Origin of the sequence: Streptomyces sp. A5-4, assembly GCF_051131715.1 — a bacterium.
GTDB lineage: Bacteria > Actinomycetota > Actinomycetes > Streptomycetales > Streptomycetaceae > Streptomyces.
In genome coordinates, this window is the sequence record NZ_CP178591.1 from 4,168,379 (window position 1) to 4,193,540 (window position 25,162).

The following is a 25,162-nucleotide window of genomic DNA, read 5'->3' on the forward strand; positions in this document are numbered from 1 at the left end:
GTCATGGACATCAGGCTGGGTACCCGCACCGGGCGCTGGGTGGTGCTGACGACCGTCCTCGGCTCCGGCATGGCGATGCTGGACTCCACCGTCGTCAATGTCGCCCTGCCCCGCATCGGCCGGGACCTGGACGCCGACATGGCGGTCCTGCAGTGGACCGTCAACGCGTACATGCTGACCCTGGCGGGGCTGATCCTGCTCGGCGGGGCGCTCGGGGACCGGTTCGGGCGCCGGAAGATCTTCGTGATCGGGGTGGTGTGGTTCGCGGTGGCCTCGCTGCTGTGCGGGCTCGCGCCGAACGCCGAGACCCTGATCGCCGCCCGCGCCCTCCAGGGAGTCGGCGGCGCGCTGCTCACGCCGGGCTCCCTCGCGCTCATCCAGGCCTCTTTCCACCCCGACGACCGGGCCCGCGCGGTCGGTGTGTGGTCCGGGCTCGGCGGCGTCGGGGCGGCCGTCGGGCCCTTCCTCGGCGGGTGGCTGGTCGACGGCCCCGGCTGGCGCTGGGTGTTCCTGATCAATGTGCCGCTGGCCGCGCTCTGCGTCCCGGTCGCCCTCAAGCACGTACCCGAGTCGCGCGATCCGCGGGCGCACGGCCGCTTCGACGTGCTGGGCGCCGCGCTGGCGGCCGTCGCGCTCGGATGCGTGACGTACGCGCTGATCGAGGCACCGGCGGGCGGGGCCTCCGTCGTGGTGATCGGCTCGGCGGTCCTCGGGGTCGTCCTCGGCGGGGTGTTCCTGTATGCCGAGAAGACCCGGGCCGACCCGATGATGCCGCTCACACTCTTCGCGTCCCGGCAGTTCACCGCCATCAACGTGGTCACGCTGTGCGTGTACGCGGCGTTCAGCGGCTTCTTCTTCCTCACCGCCCTGCAACTCCAGGTCGTCGTCGGCTACTCCGCGCTCCAGGCGGGCACGGCGCTGCTCCCCACCACCGTGCTGATGCTGTTCCTGTCCGCGCGCTCGGGCGAGCTGGCGCAGCGCATCGGGCCGCGTCTGCCGCTCACCGTCGGCCCGCTGTTGTGCGCCGCCGGGATGCTGCTGATGCTGCGGGTGGGGGAGGGGGCTTCGTACGTCACGGACGTGCTGCCCGCGATCGTGGTGATGGGCGCGGGCATGGTCACCCTGGTGGCCCCGCTGACCGCCACGGTGCTGGCCTCCGTCGATACGGGCAGGGCGGGCCTGGCCAGTGGGATCAACAACGCGGCGGCCCGCGCGGCGGGTCTGATCGCGGTGGCGGCGCTGCCGCTGCTGGCCGGGATGGGCCCGGACGCGTATCGCTCGGCGGCGGAGTTCGGCGCGACGTTCCGGCGGGCGATGCCGATGTGCGCCGGGGTGCTGGTGCTGGGCGCGCTGATCGCGTGGCTGACGGTGCGCAATCCGCGGCCGGGGGCGTGTGTGCCGCGCAGCCGGGTGAACTGCGCGGTGGCCGCGCCGCCCCTGGAGGAGCCCGACAGGGCCCCGCACACGGAAGGCGGGCACCGCTCTGATCACACATTGCGCGGGGGACCTGTGACACTGGAACTCATGGCCATCCACAAAGACCTTCTCGGGGGCCCGCCCCCGGCCCACCTGCCCGACGATCCCGAGCCGCGCGGGCTGCTCGCGAACGGCGCCGCGCCGTCCGACGTCGCCGCGAAATACCCGTACTCCTCGCTCGCCTGGGCCCAGCTCGCCGACGAGGCGTACGAGAACGGGCGGGTCGTCGAGTCCTACGCGTACGCCCGCACCGGGTACCACCGCGGCCTCGACGGACTGCGCCGCGTCGGTTGGAAGGGGCACGGGCCCGTGCCGTGGGAGCACGAGCCGAACCGTGGTTTCCTGCGCGCGCTGCACGCGCTGGCCCGCGCCGCGCAGTCGATCGGTGAGCAGGAGGAGTACGAGCGCTGCTCGTCCTTCCTGCGGGACTCCTCGCAGGAGGCGGCGGACACCCTCGGCTGAGCAGGTGTCTTCGGGCGGGAGGCCCGTATCCGAGCGCGATCCGCGCCCGGATACGGGCCTCCCGCCTTGCCGCGGGTGGGTCACCGGTCGGACGGCCGAACGGTCCTCGGTTTATGCTTCCGGCAGGGGACCGGGGCCCTCCGGAGCAATACGGACGGGGCGGACCGCTACCTGCAAGTTCGTGTCGAGGAGACAGGAATGTCGCACACCCCCGATGCCCCCGAAGCCGGTCCGGACACTCCGAACCTGGATTTCGCGGGCACGACTCCGTACGAGGACTACGTTCAGGCGGACGTCCTCACCCACCTCCAGCACACCCTCTCCGACGATCCCGGAGAGATGGTCTTCCTGGTCACCACCCAGGTCATGGAGCTGTGGTTCACCGTCATCGTCCATGAGTGGGAGACCGCGACCGGAGCGCTGCGCGAGGACGACCTGCCGGTCGCGATGGCGGCGCTGAAGCGCTCCATGCGTGAGCTGGAGGCGCTGAACGCCTCGTGGCGCCCGCTCGCCCACCTCACCCCCACGCAGTTCAACTCGTACCGCAGCGCGCTCGGTGAGGGCTCCGGCTTCCAGTCCGCGATGTACCGGCGGATGGAGTTCATCCTCGGCGACAAGTCCGCGTCGATGCTCGTCCCGCACCGGGGCGCACCGCGGGTGCACGCCGAGCTGGAGAAGGCACTGCAGGAGCCCGGCCTGTACGACGAGGCCCTGCGGTTCCTCGCCCGGCGCGGCCTGCCGGTGCCGGCCGCCGTGCTGGAGCGCGACCTCTCGCAGAAGTACGAGCCCTCGCCCGAGATCGAGGCGATCTGGTCCCAGGTGTACGGCGGCGACCAGAACGGTGAACTGGTCCGCTTCGGCGAGGCGTTGACCGATGTCGGCGAGCTGGTGTGGCGCTGGCGCAACGACCACCTGGTGGCGACCCGGCGGGCCATGGGCTCCAAGGTCGGCACGGGCGGCTCCGCCGGGGTGGCCTGGCTGGAGAAGCGGGCCCGTAAGAACGTCTTCCCCGAGCTGTGGACGGCGCGCAGCCATGTCTGAGCCGACGACCGACTCCCCACCGGTGGACCATCGGGCGAGGGCCGCGGCTCTGGACACCGCCGACGAGCTCGCCAAGCGGCGCGAGCTGTGCGCCCTCGACGACGCCACCGTCTACCTGGACGGCAACTCGCTGGGCGCGCTGCCCCGGCATGTGCCCGGCCGGATAGCCGACGTCATCACCCGTGAGTGGGGCGAGCTGCGCATCCGCTCCTGGGACGAGAGCGGCTGGTGGACCGCGCCCGAGCGGATCGGTGACCGCATCGCGCCGCTCATCGGCGCCGGTCCCGGCCAGGTCGTGGTGGGCGACTCCACCAGCGTCAACGTCTTTAAGGCGGTGGTGGGCGCGACGCGGATCGCGGACCCGGCCAGGGACGAGATCCTCGTCGACGCGACGACCTTCCCCACCGACGGCTACCTCGCCGAGTCGGCGGCCCGGATGACCGGCAAGCGGCTGCGCCCCGTCGACCCGGCGGATCTGCCGGGTGCGCTCGGCCCGCGCACCGCCGCCGTTCTCGTCAACCACGCCGACTACCGCACGGGCCGGCTGCACGACCTGCCGGGGCTGACCGCCGCCGTGCACGAGGCCGGGGCGCTCGTCGTCTGGGACCTGTGCCACAGCGCGGGCGCGCTGCCGGTCGGGCTCGACGCGCACGGGGTGGATCTCGCGGTCGGCTGCACCTACAAATATTTGAACGGCGGGCCGGGCTCGCCCGCGTACATCTACGTCGCCGAGCGCCACCAGGCGGCGTTCGACTCCCCGTTGCCCGGCTGGAACTCGCACGCCGACCCCTTCGGCATGACCCCCGGCTACGCCCCGGCGGACGGGGCGGCGCGCGGCAGGGTCGGCACTCCCGACATCCTTTCCCTGCTCGCGCTGGAGGCCGCGCTCGACGTCTGGGACGGTGTGTCCATCGAAGCGGTACGGGAGAAGTCACTCGCGCTGACGGATTTTTTCCTGGAATGCGTGGACACGTACGTGCCCGCGAACCGGGTCTCGTCGGTGACCCCGGCCGCGCACGCGGAGCGTGGCAGCCAGGTCTCGCTGCGGTGCGCGGCGGGCACGGACGCGGCAGAGGTGATGCGGGAGCTGATCGCACGCGGCGTGGTCGGCGACTTCCGCCGCCCCGACGTGCTGCGTTTCGGATTCACGCCGCTGTACGTGGGCTTCGCGGACGCGGAGCGTGCGGCGCGGGTGCTGGCGGAAGTATTGGTGTAGGTGCTGGCTCGGGGACGGGTGTGACGGCTGATAACGTCCGGTCCGCTACCTAGATCAATTGGCCGTACGCACCGAAGGGTTGGTCCCCGCATGCCGGACCCCGCAGCCGAACGGGACGCTGCTGAGGCCGAGTCGGCCTTCTCCCACCCGGTCGTCGCACCGGATACAACGGTCGCGTACGGCGCACACCCCGACCAAGTGGTCGATTTTTACTCGCCACGCAGCGGCCGGGCCGGGGCGCCGCTGGTCGTCGTGTTGCACGGCGGCGCCTGGCGGGCCGAGTACGACCGGCAGCACACGACGCCGTTCGTGGATTTCCTGGCCCGCCGGGGCTTCGCCGTCGCCAACGTCGAGTACCGGCGCGGCAGCGGGCTGCCGGGGCAGGGTGGGGCGGGCCCGGTCGCGGGGCGCTGGCCGGAGACGTTCGACGACGTGGCCGCGGCGATGGACCTGATGCCCGGTCTCGTACGGGAGGCGATCCCCGGGGCCGATTCGCGGCGCATCGTCGTCACCGGCCACTCGGCCGGCGGCCACCTCGCGCTGTGGGCCGCGGCCCGCCACGAGTTGCCCGCCGACTCGCCCTGGCACCTGCCGGCCGCGCCCGCGCTGCGCGGGGTGGTGGCGCTCGCGCCGATCGCGGACTTCACGGTCGCCCGGGAGTTGGGCGTGTGCACCGGAGCGGTCGATCAACTGGTCGGCGGCAGTGAGCGGTTCGACGAGCGCAGGCCGTACGCGGACCCGGCGGCGTTGCTGCCGACCGGGATCGCCACCGTCATCGTGCAGGGCCGCACCGACATTGTCGTACCGCAGGCCGTCGCCGAGGCGTACACCGATGCGGCGGCGAAGGCGGGGGAGACGGTCGGGCTGACGCTCCTTGAGGACGTCGGGCACTTTCCGCTGATCGATCCGTCGGCGGACGCGTGCGCGGTGGTCGCGGAGGAGATCGAGCAGCTCGCGTACTGACGCGGCCTGGTGCGTGAGCCGCCCGGTGACGCGGACAGATGCTGTCCGCAAGGGTTCCTGCGGTGGGCTTGTCCAGCCGAGCAGAAGGAGCCCGAAATGACATTTCTCGTAACCGGAGCAACAGGCAACGTCGGCCGCCAGGTGGTCGCGGAGCTGCTCCGCGGGGGCGAGTCGGTGCGTACGTACGCCGAGTGGGCGGCGGAGCACGGGGACGCTTTCCGGCGCTGACGTACGGGTGCGCGCACTGCCCTACGTCGGCGCTGACGTACGGGTGCGAGCGCTGCCATGCGTCAGACGGGAGCCCTGGTGGGAGGCCCGTAGTACCTGGGACGGACGTGGGAAGTTCCCCACCGGGGCGGACGACCCCGTTCGTCCTTGCGCCTACCGTTCTGCACGTGACCGAGACAAAGAACCGCAGCCCCGAGCTTCGCCTGGCGATAGGGGCGCTGGGTGGACTGCGCCAGGACCTGTTCCAGAAGCCCTTCGACTACCGCCCGCTTCCACGGCTTCCGCTGGACAACACCATCGTCCGCAAGTTTCCCGCCCGGGTGCGCGAGTACGGGACCTGGACGCCGCACGCCGTGGTGGTGGGGTTCGCGCTGCTCACGATGATGGTGGCGGCCACCACCGGCTACTCCGACTTCGCCGGGGACGCCACCCTGCTGATGGTGGGCCTCGTCTCGGCCGTGCCGATCGTGATGACGCTGTTCCGCCCGGCCCTGGCCTGGTGGCTGTCGATCCTCGGTGCCGTGCTGTCGAGCGGCCTGATCGGGAGCGGCCCTGAGCCGTGGACCGAGAGCGCCTTCCTCGGCCACCTCGTGGTGATGGTCGTGGTGGCGGCGCGGACCCGGCCGCGTACGGCGGGCTGGATGTGGATCCTCACGGCAGCCTTCGGGTTCCTGCTGCCGGGCACCAGCTACGGGGGCTCGGACGCCACCGGCATGATGCTCTTCGTCTCGGCGTTCGCGCTGCTCGCGGTGACCGCGCTCCAGATCCGCCTCCGGGCGAAGCAGGAGGTCACCGCGCAGCAGTCGGTCACCGCCGTGGAGCGCGACAGGCGCACGCTCCTGGAGGAGCGCACCACCATCGCGCGTGAGCTGCACGATGTCGTCGCCCACCACATGTCGGTGGTGGCGATCCAGGCGGAGGCGGCCCCGTACCGGGTGGAGAATCCGCCGCCGGAGCTGGAGAAGGCCTTCGTCACGATCCGCGAGAACGCGGTGGCCGCGCTGACCGAGCTGCGCCGGGTGCTCGGCGTCGTACGGGCCGAGGACTACCAGGCTCCGGACGCCCCGCAGCCCACGCTCGCCGAGCTCGACGGGCTCGTCGAGAACGTGCGAGAGGCCGGGCTGACCATCGAGAAGACCGTCGTGGGCGCGGTGCGTGAGCTTCCGCAGGGGGTCGAGCTGTCGGCGTACCGGATCATCCAGGAGGCCCTGAGCAACGCCCTGCGGCACGCGCCGGGCGCGTCCGCGAAGGTCGAGGTGTCGTACGTCCTCGGGGGGCTGGGCCTGCGGATCGTCAATACGCCGGCCCGTGGCCTGGTCAAGCCGTCGCCCGGGGCCGGGCACGGCATCACGGGCATGCGGGAGCGTGTGACGATGCTGAACGGTGAGATGACCGCGGAGCCGACCCATGAGGGCGGGTACGAGGTCGCCGCCTTCATCCCCGTCGCCCCCGCGGCGCCCGCCGAGCAGGAGCCCGTCGCATGACCATTCGTGTACTGATCGTCGACGACCAGGTCATGGTCCGCGAGGGTTTCACCGTCCTGCTGAACGCGATGCCGGAGATCGAGGTCGTCGGCGAGGCGGTGAACGGCCGTGAGGCCGTCTCCCAGGTCGCCGCCCTGCGCCCGGACGTCGTCCTGATGGACATCCGCATGCCGGAGCTGAACGGCATCGACGCGACACGGGAGATCGTGGCGGCCGACGCGGACGCGAAGGTGCTGGTCCTGACCACCTTCGACCTCGACGAGTACGTCTACCAGGCGCTGCGGGCCGGTGCCTCGGGCTTCCTGCTGAAGGACGCGTCGGCGCGGCAGCTGGCCGAGGGGGTGCGGGTGGTGGCGGCCGGTGAGGCGCTGCTTGCCCCGACGGTCACCAAGCGGCTGATCGCGGAGTTCTCCAAGCTCGCCGAGACGCCGCGCCCGCCCGCGCTGTCCCAGGTCGGCGAGCTGACGGAGCGCGAGACCGAGGTCCTGGTGCTGATCGCGCAGGGCCTGTCGAACGCGGAGATCGCCTCGCACCTGGTCGTGGCGGAGTCGACGATCAAGACCCATGTGAGCCGGGTCCTGGTGAAACTGGGCCTGCGGGACCGGACGCAGGCGGCGGTGTTCGCGTACGAGGCGCGACTGGTGACGCCGTCCTGAGTCGGGCCCCGGAGTGCCTGCCGGGCGCCCGGCGCCGCCGCTCTCCGAACGAGCCCTGAGGCACCGGCGCGGGCCGGCCCGGAGCCGCTGCGCGGGGCTGAGTCCCCTACCCGCCCCTTCCCGAAACTGGGGGGCAAGCCCCCAGACCCCCGGACGCCCTTCGGGCGTGTCCTCAATCGCCGGACGGGCTGAAAGTGTTCCGGATGCTGCGAGTCTGAGGGCGCGGGACTGGGGCGCGGGACGGCCCCGGCGTTCTCGCACCCTGCCCCTTCAGCCCGTCCGGCGTTGGCGGGCCGGCACCGGGGCGTGACGCCGCCGCCCGTTCTCCACCCGGCCATGTCAGTCGTCCGGCGTTTGAGGACCGGGGTCTGGGGCGGAGCCCCAGTTTCGGGAGGGGGCGGGTAGGGGGCCGCGCCGCAGGCAACCCGCACCCCCGCCGACCCGCCCCCGGCGCTCCTCGCCCCCGGCGCTCCCCACACCCACACCCACACCCACACCCACACCCACACCCACACCCACACCCACACCCACACCCGGCGCCCCGCCCCACGCCCTTCCCGCGTCCCCGCACAGCGCGTAGCGTCCCCGCATGGCCGCTCTTTTCGACCCTTCGTCGTCCGCGTTCGTCGCCGATCCGTACCCCGCCTTCGCCCAGCTCCGGGCCCAGGGCCGCGCTCACTACAACGCGCCGACCCGGCAGTGGCTCATACCCCGGCATGCCGATGTGTCCGCGCTGTTGCGCGACCGCCGCCTCGGGCGTTCGTATCTGCATCGCTTCACGCACGAGGAGTTCGGGCGTACGCCGCCGCTCGCCGAGCACGAGCCCTTTCACACCCTCAACGACAACGGCATGCTCGATCTGGAGCCGCCGGACCACCCCCGCATCCGGCGCCTCGTCTCGAAGGCGTTCACTCCGCGTACCGTCGAGCAACTCGCTCCCACCGTGAGTCGGTTGGCCGCCGAGCTGGTCGACGAGCTCTGTGCGGCCGGTGGTGGTGACCTGTTGGCCATGGTCGCCGAACCGCTGCCCGTCGCCGTCATCGCCGAGATGCTCGGCATCCCGCCCGCCGACCGCCCGCTGCTGCGGCCCTGGTCGGCGGACATCTGCGGGATGTACGAGCTGAATCCGCCCGCGGCGGTGGCCGAGCGCGCGGTCCGTGCTTCGGTCGAATTCACGGCGTATTTGCGGGAGCTGATCGCCGAGCGGCGCAAGGGCCCGGGGGACGACCTGATCTCGGCACTGATCGCCGCGCACGACCGGGGCGAGCGGCTCAGTGAGCAGGAGCTGATTTCCACCTGCGTGCTGCTGCTGAACGCGGGGCACGAGGCGACGGTCAACACGACCGCGGGCGGCTGGTGGACGCTGCTGAGCAACCCCGGTCAGCTGGCCGCGCTGCGGGCCGATCCGGAGGGACTGTTGCCCACAGCCGTGGAGGAGTTGATGCGCTACGACACGCCGTTGCAGCTCTTCGAGCGCTGGGTGCTCGACGACATCGAGGTCGGCGGCATCGAGATCCCACGCGGTTCCGAGGTGGCCCTCCTCTTCGGCTCGGCCAATCGTGATCCGGCGGTGTTCGACCGCCCGGACCGGCTCGACCTGGGCCGGAAGGACAACCCGCACGTGACCCTGGGGGCGGGCATCCACTACTGCCTCGGAGCCCCGCTGGCCCGCCTCGAACTCCACGCTTCCTTCGGCGAGTTGCTGCGCAGGGCGCCCGATCTGCGGCTGGCCGCCGAGCCGGAGCGCACGGCGAACTTCGTGATCCGCGGCCTGAAGGAGCTACGGGTGGAGCTCTGAGGTGCCGCAGTGGGCCGGCCGCGGTGGATTGAGCCCCGCCGCGCTCGATCGGACCTCGACCCGCCCGACCCGACGGGCGCAGGCACGAGCACGGGCGCAGGCACGAGCACAGGCACGGGCACGGGCACGGCCCCACGGTGCGAGGTCCGCGCCCGTCGTGCCGTTCAGACCGCGGGCAGGGGCAAGGGCAACGGCAGGGTCAGCGACCATGCCCCCGGCCGTACCGTCCAGGTCCGGGTCCGCACCGGGCCCGTCACCAGCGCGTCCGCCCGGTAGCGGAAGTCCGGGCCGGACACGGTCACCGTCAGGGCGTCCACCCGTACCGGCTCACCGCCCTGCGGCCGGATCACCACCTGGGCCCGGCCCGCGCGGGAGAACACCGAGATCCCCTCGACCGGCCGGTCCAGATCGTGCAGCAGCACCCCGTCCGCCTCCACCCGCAGCCGGTACGTCCGCATGACGGACAGCGGGGCGGGCGGCGCGGGCCCGACCAGGGTCCGCACCAGCGAGCGGCAGGCGTGCCAGACCGAGGGCACGGGGGGCGTCACGGCCATCGGCGCCGGGATGCGCAGATCGCCGAGGACCACCCCGTCGCTCTCGTCGACCAGCAGATCGAGCCGGTGCGCGGCCCCTTCGAGGACCGCGCGGGCCGCCGCCACCGCACTCGTCGGCACGCCGAGCGACCGGGCGAGATCGAGCCCCGCCCCCACCGGTACCAGCGAAAGCTCCCCGGCGCCGAGCTCTCTCTCCCGGTGCAGCAGGGCGACCGTGCGCAGCAGCGCCCGGTCGTCGCCGACCACCACGGGCCGCCTGCTGCCCCGGCGGGCAAGGGCCCGCGCGAACTCCTCGGGCCCCTCGGGGAGGCAGATTTTGGCGGATGCTCCGGCGCTCAGTACGTCCTTGGCGATACGTACAGACTCGCCGTCCGTACGCCGGGCGACCGGGTCGATGAGCACCAGCAGCGGATGCGCGGTGTTCGCGGTGGGCTCTGGAGCCGACACCTCGGTCCTTCCTCGGGTAGCATCTTTGTGCAAGAGCCCCTTGCGCTATTGCGCCAGGGGCTTGGTCTATTCCGGGGCACCCGGTCCAACTGCTCAGTATCAGGTGTACGCCGTACGTACGCCCCTGACCTTGGACATGCCCCGCCCGGAAGGGGTGTACGCCTGTGCCCGCACTTGTGCTGCTCGGTGCTCAGTGGGGTGACGAAGGCAAGGGAAAGGCCACCGACCTGCTCGGTGGATCCGTGGACTATGTAGTGCGCTATCAGGGCGGCAACAACGCCGGCCACACGGTCGTCGTCGGCGACCAGAAGTATGCGCTGCATCTCCTCCCTTCCGGAATCCTCACGCCGGAATGCACGCCGGTCATTGGTAACGGTGTCGTCATCGACCCGGCGGTCCTGCTCTCCGAGCTGAGCGGCCTGAACGCGCGTGGTGTCGACACGTCCAAGCTTCTGATCAGCGGAAACGCGCATCTGATCACGTCGTACCACACGACTGTGGACAAGGTGACGGAACGCTTCCTCGGCAAGCGGAAGATCGGCACGACGGGCCGCGGAATCGGTCCGGCCTACGCCGACAAGATCAACCGCGTCGGGATCCGCGTTCAGGACCTCTACGACGAGTCGATCCTCCAGCAGAAGGTGGAGGCCGCGCTCGACGGCAAGAACCAGATCCTGGCGAAGCTGTACAACCGTCGCGCGATCGACGCCGCCCAGATCGTCGAGGAGCTTCTCGGCTACGGCGAGCAGATCAAGGGTTACGTCGCCGACACCACGCTGCTCCTCAACAACGCGCTCGACGAGGACAAGGTCGTCCTCTTCGAGGGGGGCCAGGGCACGCTGCTGGATGTCGATCACGGCACGTACCCCTTCGTGACGTCGTCGAACCCGACCGCGGGCGGTGCCTGCACGGGTACGGGCGTGGGCCCGACAAAGATCAGCCGCGTCATCGGCATCCTCAAGGCCTATACGACGCGTGTGGGCGCCGGGCCGTTCCCGACCGAGCTGTTCGACGCGGACGGCGAGGCGCTGCGCCGCATCGGTGGCGAGCGCGGTGTGACCACCGGTCGTGACCGTCGCTGCGGCTGGTTCGACGCGCCGATCGCGCGTTACGCGACGCGGGTCAACGGCCTCACGGACTTCTTCCTCACGAAGCTGGACGTGCTGACCGGCTGGGACGAGATCCCGGTGTGTGTGGCGTACGAGATCGACGGCAAGCGCGTCGAGGAGCTCCCGTACAACCAGACCGACTTCCACCACGCGAAGCCGATCTACGAGAACCTGCCCGGCTGGTCCGAGGACATCACCAAGGCGAAGACCTTCGACGACCTGCCGAAGAACGCGCAGGACTACGTGAAGGCGCTGGAGGACATGTCCGGCGCGCCGATCTCGGCGATCGGTGTCGGCCCCGGCCGCACCGAGACGATCCAGATCAACTCGTTCATCTAGCAGCGAGCCGGTGAGCCGGTGAGCCGGTGAGCAGGTGAACAAGCGAAGGGGCCACGGCGCGCATGCGCGCCGTGGCCCCTTCGCTTACCCCCGCCGGCCGTGCCGGGTCAGTCCGACTTCGTGTAGGTGACCGACTCCCCGGTGGCGGTGGTCGTCCGGCGCAGCGTTCCGTCCGGCCGCAGGGTCAGCTCGGTCGGTTTGCCGGGCTTGCAGGACGGCATGGGCTCGCCGACCGTGACCCGGGACGGGCCGATCTTCAGGGGCGCGCCGCCGCTCGGGGGCGCGGTCAACTCCGCCTGGAACACGCAGTGGTACGTGCCGACCGCCAGCGGGCCGTCGGCGGTGAGGGAGAGGACCGTGTCGCCGATCTCGCCCTGCTGGAGGACGATGCGGCGGGTGTCCTGGCCGGTGCCTCCGATGGCGCCGTCCCAGGTGCCCAGGTACTCCTCGGGTATGGAGCCCCCCTTGGTGGCCTGCGTGGGCGAGTCGCTGGGTGACGGGGGCGACGCCGCGTTCCTGCCGTCGTCCGTGGGGCCGTTCGCGGACGCGGTCGGCTGGTTGCTGACGGAGCCGGCGCGCGGCTCGTCGTCGCCGGTGTTCATGAAGGCGTACACGGACCCGCCCGCGCCGAGTGCGACCAGCAGCGCCACCGTGACCAGCGCGGCGGTGGAGCGGCCGGTGCGGGGCGCGGGCTCGGGCGCGGTCGGCTGGTAGGCGTACAGCGGCGCGTGGGCGCCGTACCCGCCGGGCGGGGTGTGGTACGGGTGGGGCTGCTGGGCTTGTGGGTAGCCGTACGAGGCGTACGGCGGTGCAGGGGCCGACGCCGGTGGCGCCGGGGGGCCGCCCGGATTCGGGCCCACTGCGGGGGGCGGCGTCACTGTCGGCCTCGTGATGATCGTCGGCAGGGCGTGCACACCGCCGGGCGGGGCGGCGGGCGCCGCGCCGTTCTCGCTGCCCGGCGCCGGGCTCTCCGACTCCAGCTCCAGCAACTGGATCGCGTGGCTGCCGAGCTGGGCCACCAGCGCGCCCGGCAGCCAGGGCTCCCCGTCGGCTCCGCGGGTGCGCTCCAGGATCTGGTCCGGGGTGGGGCGTGCCGTCGGGTCCTGGAGCAGGCAGTCCCTGATCAGGTCCCGCAGCCCGTCCGGTATGTCGCCGAGCTCCGGGGGCTGGGTCGCGATCCGGAACAGCAGCGCGTGCACACCGCTGTCGGCCGTGCCGAACGGCAGTCGGCCCGTCGCCGCGTACGCCAGCACGGAGCCCAGGCAGAAGATGTCGCACGCGGGCGTGATCGGCTCGCCGCGCACCTGCTCGGGGGCCATGAAGCCGGGGGAGCCGACCAGGGCGCCGACCCTGGTCAGCCTGGCGTCCGTGACCGTTTCCAGCGCCCGCGCGATGCCGAAGTCGATGACGCGCGGCCCGTCGATGGTGATCAGGATGTTGGACGGCTTGAGGTCGCGGTGGATGAGGCCGGCGCCGTGGATGTCCTTGAGCGCGTTCGCGAGACCGGCCCCCAGGATGTGGACGGAGCGCTCGGGCAGCGGCCCGTGCCCCGCGGCGGCCCCGCCTCCGGCCGCGGAGCCGGATCCGGACGAGACGACCGACTGGAGGCTGGGCCCGGCGACGTAACCCGTCGCGACCCACGGGATGGTGGCCTCGGTGTCGGCGTCGAGGACCGGCGCGGTCCACCGGCCGCCGACGCGCCTGGCCGCGGCCACCTCCTGGCGGAAGCGGCTGCGGAACTCCTCCTGCTCGGCGAGCTCCTGGCGCACCAGCTTGACGGCGACGGTACGGCCCCGGCCGGAGCGGGCCAGGAAGACCTGGCCCATACCGCCCGCGCCGAGCCGCGCCAACAGCCGGTATGCGCCGATCTGGTGTGGATCTTCCGGCCCCAGCTTTTCCATGGCAGCGCTGTCCTCCCCCGATGCGTCCCCCAACGGACCGAAGGATAGTGCGCTGGTAGGACATTCACGGCCTTGCGGGAAACTCCGGACGGTGACTGAGGTCCTGTGCTTCCGTAGTGTCCGACGCCTGCGCGGGCTCCGGCAGTTCCGTGACCGCGTCCAGTGCTTTGGACAATCGCTCCAGCACCCGCATGGTTTCCGCGAGCCCTTCCGCGCCCAGCTCTCCGCCGAGCCGCGCCGCCAGCTCCGCATGGCCGGGACCGATCCTCCGCACCGCGTCCAGGCCGGCCTCGGTGGGACGCAGCAGTTTGGCGCGGCGGTGGGCGGGGTTGGGCGCGTACGCGGCGAGCCCGGTGGCCACCAGCAGATCGGCGATCCGCTGCACGCTCTGACGGGTGATGCCCATGACGCGGGCGATCCCGGCGACGGGCAGCGGCTCGCGCAGTACGGCGCCGAGGACCTGCCAGCGGGCGGCGGTGAGGCCGCCCGGCTTGGCCAACTGCTCGGACACACCGAGGAATTGGCCATTGAGCCGGAAGACGCCGAGCGCGGTGCGGCTGAGCATGTCCTGCCCCACCCGCTCCTCCTGCCGCGCCCGCTCCTCCCGCACTTCTTTCACGACTCCAGCACCTCGTAGGCGGAGGCGTCCGAGTCGTGGAACAGCCGGTACCACGCGTCGAGCTTCTCGCCCTCGTACACCCCGAGCCGCGCGAAGACCTCGCGGGCGAACGCGACGGGCTCGGTCGGCCCGGCCGTGATCAGGTCGTGGTCGGTGACGGCGTCGGACTCGCGGTAGTGCTCGCCGCCCTTGTAACCGGTGGCGTCGAGATAGAAGGAGATGGCGCTGGTGTGCGTCCGGTCGTCCAGCAGCCCTTCGCGCGCCAGCCCGGCCGTCGCCCCGCAGATCGCGGCGACCGGCACTCCCGCGTCGAGGAAGGTGCGCGCGACGCGGGCGAAGGGGGCGAGCTCGTCGCCGGTGTCCCACAGCTGCGCGCCGGTGAGGATCAGCAGGGCGGTGTCGTCGTCCTCGGCCCGTACGTCGTCGAGCGTGAGGTCGGGCTGGATGCGCAGGCCGCCCATGGTGGTGATGGGCTCGGTGGTCGCGCCGACGGTCTTGACGGTGTAGCCGTGCTGGGTGAGGTGGGCGGTGGTGTGGCCCGTCTCCCAGTCGGCGAAGGTGGGGTAAACGGCGAGGTACACGGTCTTGGCGGCCATGGTGAGCTCCTCGTTTCGAAGTACGTCCCGAAGTTCATTGACAACATACTGTCGAATCGACAGCATTCTGTCAATGAATCCGCCCTCGGCTCCTCGACACCCTGCCGACGAAAGTGGCGCAGTCCATACAAGGTGGCCATGTCGGCTTCCACCGGCGCGTCTCTACGCTTGGGGGTATGACCCCTCATGTCGATCCCCAGGCCGGCGCGGCCGTGAAGGCCGCAGACCGCGCGCACGTGTTCCACTCCTGGTCCGCCCAGGGCCTGATCGATCCGCTCGCCGTCGCCGGCGCCGAGGGTTCGTACTTCTGGGACTACGAGGGCAACCGGTACCTCGATTTCACCAGTGGTCTTGTCTTCACCAACATCGGCTACCAGCACCCGAAGGTCGTCGCCGCGATCCAGGAGCAGGCCGGGAAGCTCACCACCTTCGCGCCCGCCTTCGCCGTCGAGTCCCGCTCCGAGGCCGCACGCCTCATCGCCGAGCGGACCCCCGGCGACCTCGACAAGATCTTCTTCACCAATGGTGGCGCCGAGGCCATCGAGAACGCCGTCCGCATGGCCCGTCTGCACACGGGCCGCAACAAGGTTCTGGCCGCGTACCGCTCGTACCACGGCGGCACCTCCACCGCGATCAACCTGACCGGCGACCCGCGCCGCTGGGCGTCCGACAACGGCACGTCGGGCACCGTCCACTTCTGGGCGCCGTACCTCTACCGCTCGGCGTTCTACGCCGGGACCGAGGCGGAGGAGTGCGCCCGCGCGCTCCAGCACCTGGAAGACACCATCGCCTTCGAGGGCCCGCGGTCCGTCGCGGCGATCGTGCTCGAAACGATCCCGGGCACGGCGGGCATCATGACGCCGCCGCCCGGCTACCTCGCGGGTGTCCGTGAGCTCTGCGACCGGTACGGCATCGTCTTCGTCCTCGACGAGGTCATGGCGGGCTTCGGCCGCACGGGCAAGTGGTTCGCCGCCGAGCACTACGACGTCGTGCCCGACCTGATGACCTTCGCGAAGGGCGTGAACTCGGGTTACGTGCCGCTGGGCGGCGTGGCCATCTCGGCCGAGATCGCCGAGACCTTCTCGACCCGCCCCTACCCCGGCGGCCTCACCTACTCGGGCCACCCGTTGGCCTGCGCGGCGGCCGTCGCGACGATCCGGGCGATGGACGAGGAGCGCATCGTCGAGAACGCCGCGCACATCGGCGACACGGTGATCGCCCCGGGGCTGCGCGACCTCGCGGAGCGCCACCCGAGCATCGGCGAGATCCGCGGCACGGGCATGTTCTGGGCGCTGGAGCTCGTACGCGACAGGGAGACCCGCGAGCCGCTGGTCCCGTACAACGCGTCGGGCGAGGCGAACGCCCCGATGGCGGCCTTCGGCGCGGCCTGCAAGAAGAACGGCCTGTGGCCCTTCATCAACATGAACCGCACGCACGTGGTCCCGCCCTGCAACGTCACAGAGGCGGAGGCGAAGGAGGGTCTGGCGGCCCTGGACGTGGCGCTCTCGGTGGCGGACGAGCACACGGTGTAGCGCGCACCCGGCCGCGGCAGGGCATGAAAATGCCCCCGCGGTGTGCGACGACCCGGGGGCGTGACACCGGAGAGAGAACCTCTGGTGCGTAGCCACCGTACCCCGATCACGGCCGGGCGCTTTACCACCGCGGACGCGGACGCACCGGGCCCCGCCACGGGTGGCACCGACGCCGGGGCGCCCCTGTCACGCGTCGCCGGGTGGCCCCGCCCCCGCCCGGCGTCCCGCCGACCGCACTCCGCGCCCCTTCGCGCGCCCCCTGTGCGCTCCTCTCGCGCCGTCGGCTCTCCGGCCCGCTTCGGACAGCGCCTAAGGTGTCCGAAGTCAGACGAAGGGGAAATACGCCATGCCCGCGAGCGGACCTGTGACCCGCAACACCCTGCGGCAGCAGATAGCCGACGCACTGCGTGACGAGGTGCTTGCGGGGCGCTTGCGGCCGGGGCAGGAATTCACCGTCAAGCAGATCGCCGAGCAGTACGGCGTCTCCGCGACGCCCGTCAGGGAAGCGCTGGTCGATCTCGCCGCGCAGAGTCTGCTCGACTCCGATCAGCACCGCGGTTTCCGCGTCTGTGAGATCTCCGTCGACGACTTCCGCGGCATGGTCGAGGCGCGCTCCCTGATCATCGACGGATTCTTCCGCAAGCTCGCCGCGGGCGCCCTCGGCCGGGCGCGCGTCGAGGTGCTGGTGTCGGTCCGGCGGCGGGCCGACGAGGCCGCGCGGGCGGCCCGGGCCGGGGATCTGGACATCCTCATCGGGTACGACCTGCGGTTCTGGAGGGAGTTGGGGACGCTCATCGGCAACCCCTTCATCTCGGAGTTCCTGCACCAACTGCGCGTCCGCTGCTGGGTGTTCTCCGTTCCGTACCTGCGCGTCGACCCGAAGGCCGGGGAGCGGCTGTGGAGCGGCTATCCGGAGGTCGTGGAAGCGGTCACCCGGGGGGACTCCGAGGAGGTGCGCGGGGCGATCGGCGCGTACCACGCGTCCGCCCTGGCCTGGGCGGAACACCTGGAGTGCCTGGGAGACCCGGTCCGGCCCGGGAGCCCCGCGGACCTGGAGCGTCCGTCGCGGTGAGTGTTGATCTGACCGTCGTCGTGCCCGCGTACAACGAGGAACAGCGGCTGGGGCCCACACTGGACGCGATCTGCGCGCATCTGCGCGCCGATCCGGGCCGCTGGGGCACCTGGGAGCTGATCGTCGTCGACGACGGCTCGACCGACGGGACCGCCGACGCCGTTCTCGCCGCGGCGGCCGACGAGCCGCGCATCCACCTCGTCGCGGGCGACGGCAACCGCGGCAAGGGGCACGCCCTGCGGCTCGGTGTCCTCGCCTCGTACGGCGCGCGGGTGCTGGTCACCGACGCCGATCTGGCGACCCCCATCGAGGAGCTGGACGGGCTCGACAAGCAGCTGGCGGACGAGGCGTTGACCGCCGCGATCGGTTCGCGCGCGCACCCCGACTCGGCCATAGAGGTGCATCAGCGGCGCGTACGGGAGTGGCTCGGGCGCCTGGGCAACCGGCTCATACGGGCCGTCGCCGTGCCCGGCATCAAGGACACGCAGTGCGGCTTCAAGCTGTTCGACGGGGACAAGGCGCGCGCCGCGTTCGCCGACTCCCGCCTCGACGGCTGGGGCATCGACGTGGAGATCCTGCGGTTCTTCCGGCGGGAGGGTTGGCCGGTGGCCGAGGTCCCGGTGCGGTGGTCGCACCAGGAGGGGTCCAAGGTCCGGCCCGGCGACTACGGCAAGGTGCTGTTCGAGCTCGTACGGCTCAAGGCGCGCGCCGCACGGAGGGTACGGGTCAGGCGAGCCGATCTTGCCGTCGCCGGTCTCTTCCTCCTCGGCTCCGTCCTGCTCTACAAGGGGCTGTGGGCCGACCTCGACCACCGCTATCTCGCAGACTCGGGGCAGGACCAGAACCAGTGGGAGTGGTTCTTCGCGGTCACCGCCGACAACGTCGCGCAGCTGCGCAACCCGCTCTTCACGACCGTGCAGAACTTCCCCGACGGTGTGAACCTGATGGCCAACACCGTCATGCTCGGCCTGTCCGTGCCGTTCGCCCCCGTGACCCTGCTCTTCGGGCCGACCGCGACCTGGGCGCTCGTGCTGACCCTGGGGCTCGCCGGGACGGCGGTCGCCTGGTACTGGCTGATCGCGAAGCGGCTCGTCCACAACCGGTGGGCGGCGGCGGTCGGCGCGGGGCTGTGCGCCTTCGCGCCGCCGATGATCTCGCACGCCAACGCCCACCCCAACTTCGCCGTGCTGTTCATGATCCCGGTGATCGTCGACCGTGCGTTGCGGCTCTGCGAGGGCGGCAGGGTCGTACGCGACGGCGTCCTCCTCGGCCTCTTCGCGACGTACCAGATCTTCCTCGGCGAGGAGCCGCTGCTGCTCGCCGCGATGGGGATGCTGCTCTTCGCGCTGTCGTACGCGCTCGCACGCCCCGACGTCGCGCGGGCGGCCCGGCGGCCCTTGCTGAAGGGCCTCGGGATCGCCGCCGCGGTGTGTCTGCCGCTGGTCGCGGTGCCGCTGTACTGGCAGTTCTTCGGCCCGCAGAGCTATCACAGCGTGCTGCACGGCGACAACGCCGGCAACAGTCCGCTCGCCTTCCTGGAGTTCTCCGGGCGCGCGCTGGCCGGTGACGAGGCGCGGGCCGATCCGCTCGCCATGAACCGCACCGAGCAGAACGCGTTCTACGGCTGGCCGCTGGCCGGTCTGGTCCTCGCGATCGTGCTGAGCCTGTGGCGCCTGGCCCTGGTCAAGGCGCTCACCTTCACCGTGCTCGCGGCCGGGCTGCTCTCGCTCGGCCCCAAGTTCCGTATCCCGTACACCGATCTGGTGCTGCCGGGGCCGTGGCGGGTGCTGGCCCATCAGCCGCTCTTCGAGTCGGTGATCGAGTCGCGGGTGGCGATGATCTGCGCCCCGGCGCTGGGCATCCTGATCGCCCTCGCGGTGGATCAGCTGGGGGCGACCCGGGCCGCGGACACCGACGCGGTTGCGGACACGGACGCGGTTGCGGCGGCCGGGCCGAGCCGTGCGCCCGATCTGAGCCGCACCCTCGGTCTGGTCGCGGTGGCGCTCGCGCTGCTGCCCATCGTGCCGACGACGATGCCGACGCGGGACCGCCCCGAGATACCGCCGTTCATCGCCGACGGCATGTGGAAGTCGTACCTGGGCGAGGGCGAATCCCTGGTCCCCGTCCCGCTCCCGGACCCCGGCAACGCGGAGGCCCTGCGCTGGCAGTCCGCGACGACCGGCCGCGACTTCCCGGTGCCCGGCGGTTACTTCAACGGGCCGTGGGGCGAGGAGCGCATCGGCATATACGGCGCGCCCTCGCGCCACACGTCGACTCTGCTGCGTGACATCCGTTACGGCGCCAAGATCCCGCCCATCGGCCCCAATTGGCAGGCGCAGGCACGGGCCGACCTGGAGTACTGGAAGGCGGGCATCGTGGTGCTCGTCCCGCAGGACAACGCGGAGGCGCTGTACACCGCCGTGGCGAAGTTGCTGGGGCGCGACGGGGAGCCCGTGGGCGGAGTCTGGGTATGGGATGTGCGCGGGCGCAGTTGACCCGCGAACTGTGCGCAGCGTGTCCGTGGCATTACGCTGCCCTGACCGTCGCACGAATCCAGTGGAGAGCGAGCCGTACGTGGCCTGTGACCTGTGGCTGGTCCCCCTCGTCGATGTGCTGTGCCACAGCCCCGACAATCCTTTCGCCGAAGAGATCGCTACGTACGACAAGGCCCTCACCGAAGCGGGCCTGCCGACCGTTCCCGTCTTCGCCTACATGCCGGGCCTCTCGGGCGATGTCGCCCCGGTGGCGGGCTTCGACTACGACGCCCTGCACTTCCTGCGCCGCGCGTACCTCCTGCAGCTCTGCGGCCTGGAGGTGAGCCCGGTCGACGCGCTGGGCGGTGACTACGAACAGCTCCTGGAGATGTTCGAGTCGACGGCCCAGCAGTCGCACCTGGTCTGGCACTACGACCACGCGGGCGCGTATGTCCCGGTGGACTACACCGCGCCGCTGTCCAACGAGGAGCTGCTGGCGGGCGGCGGCCCCCTGGGCTCCACCCAGGGTCTGCTGCGCGAGCTGGAGGTGGTGGCCAGGTCGATCGGGATAGACCCGGCGAACCCGCCGTCGCCACCGCGCCCGCCCGAGCGCCCCACGACGCTGGAGGAGCCGGCCGGCCCGCAGCCGGCCGACGACAACCCCTTCGCCCGGGAGCGTCATGTCTGGCTGGGTCTGCACGCGGCGGCCACCAGAAGCCTCGGCCAGGGGTCAATGATCATCTTCAGCTGAGCCGGCTCCGGGGGCCGCGCATCGCGGACCGGCTCACGCCACCCATCCGCCCCCGGCGCGCGGACCGCCGCACGGGGGCGCGTGGGGCCCGCACGCCTCCGCGCCGCCAGACCCCCGGCACGGCCCGGCGCGCACCTGCTGCCCGCTCCGGCGCCCGCAGGCCCGCTCCGGCGCCCGCACGACGCCCGCGAGGACTCAGCGCGGTGTCTCCGGTGGCCGTTGGCGCGGCATGTTCGGCCGGGTCCCGGGCGGCAGCGCGTAGCGGCCCGGCGGCACCGGCCCGTCCGGGCGCCCGCCGCCCCCCGTACCGCCGGGCGCGCCCAGCGACTGCACCGCCAGCGGCGAGGGTCCGGACCGGAACTCCACCATCCAGTCCGCCGTCTCCGAGCGCACCAGCTCCGTCACGTCGTCGGAGAACCGCCGCAGCACGATGAGGCACCGCTCCGCCGCCTCGCTCGCCGTCCCGTCGGTGGGCCCGAGCACCTCGCGCACGCTCTCCGAGGCCCAGTCGAACTGGAGCGCCTGCAGGCGCCGCTGCACGGCCTGCGCGGTGGCCACGTCCCGCATCCACCCCGACGTCAGCCCGAAGTACCGGTCGCAGGCCGTGCAGGCCGCTCCGAGGAGCAGCGACACGTAACCCCACCCGGCGACCCCGCTCAGCGCCCCGGTCACGTCGAGCAGCGGCAGCGCCGCGCCGGTGATCACGCCGACAGCCGTCCCGCCCCGCAGTACCCGGGCCCCGCGCCGCTTCCACGCGCGGTCGGCCAGGTACCAGTCGGCGGTGCGCAGCGCGCCCTGCTCGACCCACCGGTAGAGCTCGTCGAGGCGCTCCGCCGGCTCACCCCAGTCGCCGAGAGGGAAGGGCCTCCCGGTCAGATCGTCCTCGTCGTACGGCCGCTCGGCTTCCCAGGCCTCCTTCCGGGCCGGCCCCTCGGGCTGCATCTCCGGCTGGCTCACCGGTACTCCTCTGCGCTCTGGCTGTTCCCGACACTGCGTTACGTGACGTGCGGTGCTCGCGTGTGCACTGAAGGCGCACGGGGCGCGGCAGACGCACGGGGCGCACTGGACGCGCAAGGCGCGCTGGGCCCACTGGTGCGCATGCTTCCCCACTTCCTACCGCCGAATGGTGGGCGGTGGGGACGGGATCCAGGGATGTCCGTCGGGAAACAGGGCGTGATCAGGTATAGGAGGCCGATGCCGGTTTTCGCGTCTCACCCGAAAGAGTCGCTTCGAACGGCATGGGGCACGGTGCCCGTCGAACACGTAGGCTCGCCCTACCGAAATGTCGTCGTCGAAATGCCAGGAGTGACCTTGATTCCCGGTGGTGGCCAGCCCGATATGCAGCAGCTCCTCCAGCAGGCCCAGAAGATGCAGCAGGACCTCGCGGTGGCGCAGGAGGAGCTCGCGCGCACCGAGGTCGAAGGACAGGCGGGCGGCGGTCTCGTCAAGGCCACCGTCAACGGTTCCGGTGAGCTGCGTGGTCTGGTGATCGACCCGAAGGCGGTGGACCCGGAGGACACCGAGACCCTCGCGGATCTGATCGTCGCCGCGGTCCAGGCCGCGAACGAGAACGCGCAGGATCTTCAGCAGCAGAAGCTGGGCCCGCTGGCCCAGGGGCTGGGCGGCATGCCGGGCCTGCCCTTCTGAGACGGCCCCGCAGCAACTACCGTACGAACCAAGCATGACGTGCGCGACCAGCAGGACTAGGAAGGCAATCCGTTGTACGAAGGCGTGGTCCAGGACCTCATCGACGAGTTGGGCAGGCTGCCCGGCGTCGGTCCCAAGAGCGCGCAGCGGATCGCCTTCCACATCCTCCAGGCCGAGCCGACCGATGTCCGCCGCCTTGCCCATGCCCTCCTTGAGGTCAAGGACAAGGTCCGCTTCTGCGCGGTGTGCGGAAACGTGGCACAGGAGGAGCGGTGCGGCATCTGCCGCGACCCGCGCCGTGACCCGTCGGTCATCTGCGTCGTCGAGGAGCCCAAGGACGTGGTCGCGGTCGAGCGGACACGGGAATTCCGCGGGAAGTACCACGTGCTCGGCGGCGCCATCAGCCCCATCGAGGGCGTGGGCCCCGACGACCTGCGGATCCGTGAGCTGCTGACGCGCCTCGCGGACGGTGCGGTCACCGAACTGATCCTGGCCACCGATCCGAACCTGGAGGGGGAGGCCACGGCCACCTACCTGGCACGGATGATCAAGCCGATGGGTCTGCGTGTGACCCGGCTCGCCAGTGGACTCCCCGTCGGGGGAGATCTTGAGTACGCCGACGAGGTCACGCTGGGCCGTGCCTTCGAGGGGAGACGATTGCTCGATGTCTGACGCCACGCTGCACGCGGTCGCACAGGATCCGGACAACTTCGCGGTCCAGATCGCCGACCAGATCGAGAGCTTCATTGTCGTCGTCACGGAAGTGGCGAAGGGCAACGAGCCGAACAGCGCCGTCCCGTTCCTTCTGCTGGAGGTCTCCCAACTCCTCCTCGCGGGCGGCCGGTTGGGTGCGCACGAAGACATCGTTCCCGATGAGCGGTACGAGCCGGACCTCGGTGCGGAGCCGGACGTCGACGACCTGCGCGAGCGGTTCGCCGTCATGCTCGACCCGATCGACGTCTACAACGAGGTCTTCGACCCGTACGAGCCGCGCAAGCCCCCCGTGGCCTGCCGTATCTCCGACGACCTCGCGGACATCGTCACCGACCTCCGCCACGGCCTCGCGCACTACCGCGCGGGCCGCACCAGCGAAGCCCTGTGGTGGTGGCAGTTCTCGTACTTCTCCAACTGGGGCTCCACCGCCTCGGCGACCCTGCGCGCCCTCCAGTCCCTCCTCGCCCACGTCCGCCTCGACCAGCCGCTCCAGGAGCTGGACGGCCTGGACACGGACGAGGCCATCGCGGAGAGCGACCTCGCGGAGGAAGCGGGCAAGGTCATGCTGGAGGAGATCGCGGGCCCGCTGGGCCTGCGCACGAGCAGCACGGCGACCTGAGCAGCACAGTCACCTGAGCCGGGCGGCCACCCGAGAGGGCGGGCCGCCCGGCTTTGTGCGTAGCGCGTCCTATGAGGTCAGCTGTGGGGCGAACGGAGCCGTGCGGCCATCCCTCGGAGGGAGACGGCGCCCGCAGCGCCCTCCGCCTCGGCCTCGTCGGCCAGTTGGTTGAGCCAGGTGTCCTCGCCCGGTCCCGTGTCCAGCTCGAACCACACGTACTTGCCGAACGGCCGCTCCCCGACGCCCCACCGCGACGCCACCGCGTCGACCAGCAGCAGCCCGCGCCCGCCCTGCTCGTCGTGGTCGGGGTGCCGGACTCGGGGGAGCCGGCGGCCCGCGTCATGGCATTCGACCCGTACGCACCGCTCGTCCGCCCCGACCTTGAGCAGGAACGCCCCGCCCACGGGAACCCCGTGCCGGACGGCGTTCGTCGCCAGTTCCGAGACGCAGAGAAGTACGTCGTCCAGGCCCCGGCCGCCCGCCTCCCGTAGAACCTCGCGCGCGAAGGCGCGGGCGGCGGGCACGGACAGGGCCGCGCGGGCGAACCGCTTCGAGGTGATGCGCATCGCGTCGTTCATGGTTACAGCGTGGTGGTCGGATGGTTACGCTCGGGAGTGACCAAGTGGATACACAGTCCGGTGTATCCGGAGGAGGTACGGGCTGTGTCTCTCCAGGACCCCCAGCCGCCGGGCACGTGGCGCTACTGCGGAAACCAAGTGCTGCGCTGGCGTACGCAGTCGGGCGTGACCCGCGAGGAGCTGGGCGCGGCGGCGAATTATTCGTCGGCGACGGTGAAGTCCATGGAGCAGGGCGTACGCATGCCGACGCCCCGGCTGCTCGACACGGCGGATGCGCTGTTCAGTGCGAACGGCAAGTTGAGCGCGGCGAAGGAGTACCTGAAGCGGGAGAAGTTCCCGGCGCGGGCGCAGGACTTTATGCTGCAGGAGCAAGAGGCGATGAGCCTGTGGTGGTACGAAGTGGCCCTGATTCCCGGGTTGTTGCAGACCGAGGCGTACGCTCGTGCTCTGATCGGCAACCGCTATCCGCCACTTGATGAGGAGACGGTCGAGGGGCGGATCGCGGCCCGAGTGGAGCGCCAGGCGATCTTCGCGAAGAAGCCGCCGGTGGCATTGAGTTTTGTAGTGTACGAAGCGGCATTGCGTAGTCCGCAGGTGGATCAGGAGCAGAAACTCCATATTCTGGAGCTGGGGATGCGGACCAACGTTTCAGTCCAGGTGCTGCCGTTCGATCGGGCGATTCCTAGCGGGTTTCTCGGCCCCATGATCTTGGTGGAGACTCGGGATCACGAACGCTTCGCCTTCACTGAGGCTCCGTCAGTAAGTCAGCTGACCTCCGACGCGAACGTAGTCAGCCTATATTCCGAGCGGCTTAGCATGATCCGCGCAGTAGCCCTCAGCCCTGCTGAGTCGGCCCGTTTCCTTGAGTGAGCGGATGGTGGATGAG

Annotated in this window: 23 protein-coding genes; 17 read left to right on the forward strand and 6 right to left on the reverse strand. The window is 71.3% G+C overall.

Annotated features, from left to right (window positions below; all coding sequences use genetic code 11):
- The first annotated feature begins 3 nt into the window (after positions 1-3).
- The 8 genes from ACLLJJ_RS19210 (at position 4) to ACLLJJ_RS19245 (ending at position 9,324) form a co-directional block, all read left to right on the forward strand.
- Positions 4-1,938: a DHA2 family efflux MFS transporter permease subunit gene (locus ACLLJJ_RS19210; protein WP_434592991.1), complete on the forward strand. Its 1,935-nt coding sequence runs from the start codon at positions 4-6 to the stop codon at positions 1,936-1,938.
- Between the two features lie 198 nt (positions 1,939-2,136).
- Positions 2,137-2,979: a tryptophan 2,3-dioxygenase family protein gene (locus ACLLJJ_RS19215; RefSeq protein WP_434592994.1), complete on the forward strand. Its 843-nt coding sequence runs from the start codon at positions 2,137-2,139 to the stop codon at positions 2,977-2,979.
- A complete protein-coding gene (gene kynU, locus ACLLJJ_RS19220; protein WP_434592997.1) occupies positions 2,972-4,195 on the forward strand; it encodes a kynureninase in 1,224 nt (407 codons plus the stop codon). The genes ACLLJJ_RS19215 and kynU overlap by 8 nt, the downstream gene beginning before the upstream one ends.
- Positions 4,196-4,285: 90 nt before the next feature.
- A complete protein-coding gene (locus ACLLJJ_RS19225) occupies positions 4,286-5,158 on the forward strand; it encodes an alpha/beta hydrolase (RefSeq protein ID WP_434592999.1) in 873 nt (290 codons plus the stop codon).
- A gap of 96 nt (positions 5,159-5,254) precedes the next feature.
- A complete protein-coding gene (locus ACLLJJ_RS19230; RefSeq protein WP_434593001.1) occupies positions 5,255-5,386 on the forward strand; it encodes a hypothetical protein in 132 nt (43 codons plus the stop codon).
- 161 nt (positions 5,387-5,547) lie between these two features.
- Positions 5,548-6,870 (forward strand): sensor histidine kinase, encoded by a 1,323-nt coding sequence (locus ACLLJJ_RS19235; protein WP_434600458.1) that lies wholly within the window; start codon positions 5,548-5,550, stop codon positions 6,868-6,870.
- Positions 6,867-7,526 (forward strand): response regulator, encoded by a 660-nt coding sequence (locus tag ACLLJJ_RS19240; RefSeq protein ID WP_434593004.1) that lies wholly within the window; start codon positions 6,867-6,869, stop codon positions 7,524-7,526. Before ACLLJJ_RS19235 ends, ACLLJJ_RS19240 begins: the two co-directional genes overlap by 4 nt.
- Positions 7,527-8,115: 589 nt before the next feature.
- A complete protein-coding gene (locus ACLLJJ_RS19245) occupies positions 8,116-9,324 on the forward strand; it encodes a cytochrome P450 (RefSeq protein ID WP_434593006.1) in 1,209 nt (402 codons plus the stop codon).
- A gap of 164 nt (positions 9,325-9,488) precedes the next feature.
- Here ACLLJJ_RS19245 and ACLLJJ_RS19250 read toward each other — a convergent pair whose 3' ends face one another.
- Positions 9,489-10,325: a diacylglycerol kinase family protein gene (locus ACLLJJ_RS19250; protein ID WP_434593008.1), complete on the reverse strand. Its 837-nt coding sequence runs from the start codon at positions 10,323-10,325 to the stop codon at positions 9,489-9,491.
- A 164-nt stretch (positions 10,326-10,489) separates the two neighbouring features.
- Here ACLLJJ_RS19250 and ACLLJJ_RS19255 point away from each other — a divergent pair, with 164 nt between their 5' ends.
- Positions 10,490-11,773 carry an adenylosuccinate synthase gene (locus ACLLJJ_RS19255; RefSeq protein WP_283516361.1) on the forward strand — a complete coding sequence of 428 codons (1,284 nt, stop codon included), beginning with the start codon at positions 10,490-10,492 and terminating at the stop codon, positions 11,771-11,773.
- A gap of 107 nt (positions 11,774-11,880) precedes the next feature.
- On the opposite strand, the gene ACLLJJ_RS19260 is transcribed toward ACLLJJ_RS19255, so the two are convergent.
- The 3 genes from ACLLJJ_RS19260 to ACLLJJ_RS19270 all read right to left on the reverse strand — a co-directional run bounded on the left by ACLLJJ_RS19260 (position 11,881) and on the right by ACLLJJ_RS19270 (position 14,889).
- On the reverse strand, positions 11,881-13,674 hold the full coding sequence (locus ACLLJJ_RS19260) for a serine/threonine-protein kinase (RefSeq protein WP_434593011.1): 1,794 nt from the start codon (positions 13,672-13,674) through the stop codon (positions 11,881-11,883).
- A gap of 64 nt (positions 13,675-13,738) precedes the next feature.
- Positions 13,739-14,239: a MarR family winged helix-turn-helix transcriptional regulator gene (locus tag ACLLJJ_RS19265; RefSeq protein ID WP_434600459.1), complete on the reverse strand. Its 501-nt coding sequence runs from the start codon at positions 14,237-14,239 to the stop codon at positions 13,739-13,741.
- Between the two features lie 50 nt (positions 14,240-14,289).
- A complete protein-coding gene (locus ACLLJJ_RS19270) occupies positions 14,290-14,889 on the reverse strand; it encodes a DJ-1/PfpI family protein (protein ID WP_434593013.1) in 600 nt (199 codons plus the stop codon).
- Between the two features lie 176 nt (positions 14,890-15,065).
- Between ACLLJJ_RS19270 and ACLLJJ_RS19275 the strand changes: the two genes are divergently transcribed.
- From ACLLJJ_RS19275 to ACLLJJ_RS19290, 4 genes are all read left to right on the forward strand, one after another.
- On the forward strand, positions 15,066-16,421 hold the full coding sequence (locus ACLLJJ_RS19275; protein ID WP_434593015.1) for an aspartate aminotransferase family protein: 1,356 nt from the start codon (positions 15,066-15,068) through the stop codon (positions 16,419-16,421).
- A 346-nt stretch (positions 16,422-16,767) separates the two neighbouring features.
- Positions 16,768-17,493 (forward strand): GntR family transcriptional regulator, encoded by a 726-nt coding sequence (locus ACLLJJ_RS19280; protein WP_434593017.1) that lies wholly within the window; start codon positions 16,768-16,770, stop codon positions 17,491-17,493.
- A complete protein-coding gene (locus tag ACLLJJ_RS19285) occupies positions 17,490-19,988 on the forward strand; it encodes a glycosyltransferase (RefSeq protein ID WP_434593019.1) in 2,499 nt (832 codons plus the stop codon). The genes ACLLJJ_RS19280 and ACLLJJ_RS19285 overlap by 4 nt, the downstream gene beginning before the upstream one ends.
- A 79-nt stretch (positions 19,989-20,067) precedes the next feature.
- Positions 20,068-20,718: a hypothetical protein gene (locus ACLLJJ_RS19290; RefSeq protein WP_434600460.1), complete on the forward strand. Its 651-nt coding sequence runs from the start codon at positions 20,068-20,070 to the stop codon at positions 20,716-20,718.
- 195 nt (positions 20,719-20,913) lie between these two features.
- Here ACLLJJ_RS19290 and ACLLJJ_RS19295 read toward each other — a convergent pair whose 3' ends face one another.
- Entirely contained in the window at positions 20,914-21,675 is a 762-nt protein-coding gene (locus ACLLJJ_RS19295) for an SLATT domain-containing protein (RefSeq protein WP_434593022.1), read from the reverse strand.
- A 354-nt stretch (positions 21,676-22,029) separates the two neighbouring features.
- Between ACLLJJ_RS19295 and ACLLJJ_RS19300 the strand changes: the two genes are divergently transcribed.
- The 3 genes from ACLLJJ_RS19300 to ACLLJJ_RS19310 all read left to right on the forward strand — a co-directional run bounded on the left by ACLLJJ_RS19300 (position 22,030) and on the right by ACLLJJ_RS19310 (position 23,698).
- Entirely contained in the window at positions 22,030-22,365 is a 336-nt protein-coding gene (locus ACLLJJ_RS19300) for a YbaB/EbfC family nucleoid-associated protein (RefSeq protein WP_434600461.1), read from the forward strand.
- Positions 22,366-22,437: 72 nt separating this feature from the next.
- Positions 22,438-23,037 carry a recombination mediator RecR gene (gene recR / locus ACLLJJ_RS19305; protein WP_283516368.1) on the forward strand — a complete coding sequence of 200 codons (600 nt, stop codon included), beginning with the start codon at positions 22,438-22,440 and terminating at the stop codon, positions 23,035-23,037.
- Positions 23,030-23,698: a DUF5063 domain-containing protein gene (locus ACLLJJ_RS19310; protein ID WP_434593025.1), complete on the forward strand. Its 669-nt coding sequence runs from the start codon at positions 23,030-23,032 to the stop codon at positions 23,696-23,698. The genes recR and ACLLJJ_RS19310 overlap by 8 nt, the downstream gene beginning before the upstream one ends.
- 77 nt (positions 23,699-23,775) lie before the next feature.
- On the opposite strand, the gene ACLLJJ_RS19315 is transcribed toward ACLLJJ_RS19310, so the two are convergent.
- A complete protein-coding gene (locus tag ACLLJJ_RS19315) occupies positions 23,776-24,276 on the reverse strand; it encodes an ATP-binding protein (protein WP_434593028.1) in 501 nt (166 codons plus the stop codon).
- Between the two features lie 165 nt (positions 24,277-24,441).
- On the opposite strand from ACLLJJ_RS19315, the gene ACLLJJ_RS19320 reads away from it, so the two are divergent.
- Positions 24,442-25,146: a DUF5753 domain-containing protein gene (locus tag ACLLJJ_RS19320; RefSeq protein ID WP_434593030.1), complete on the forward strand. Its 705-nt coding sequence runs from the start codon at positions 24,442-24,444 to the stop codon at positions 25,144-25,146.
- The last annotated feature ends 16 nt before the right edge of the window (positions 25,147-25,162 follow it).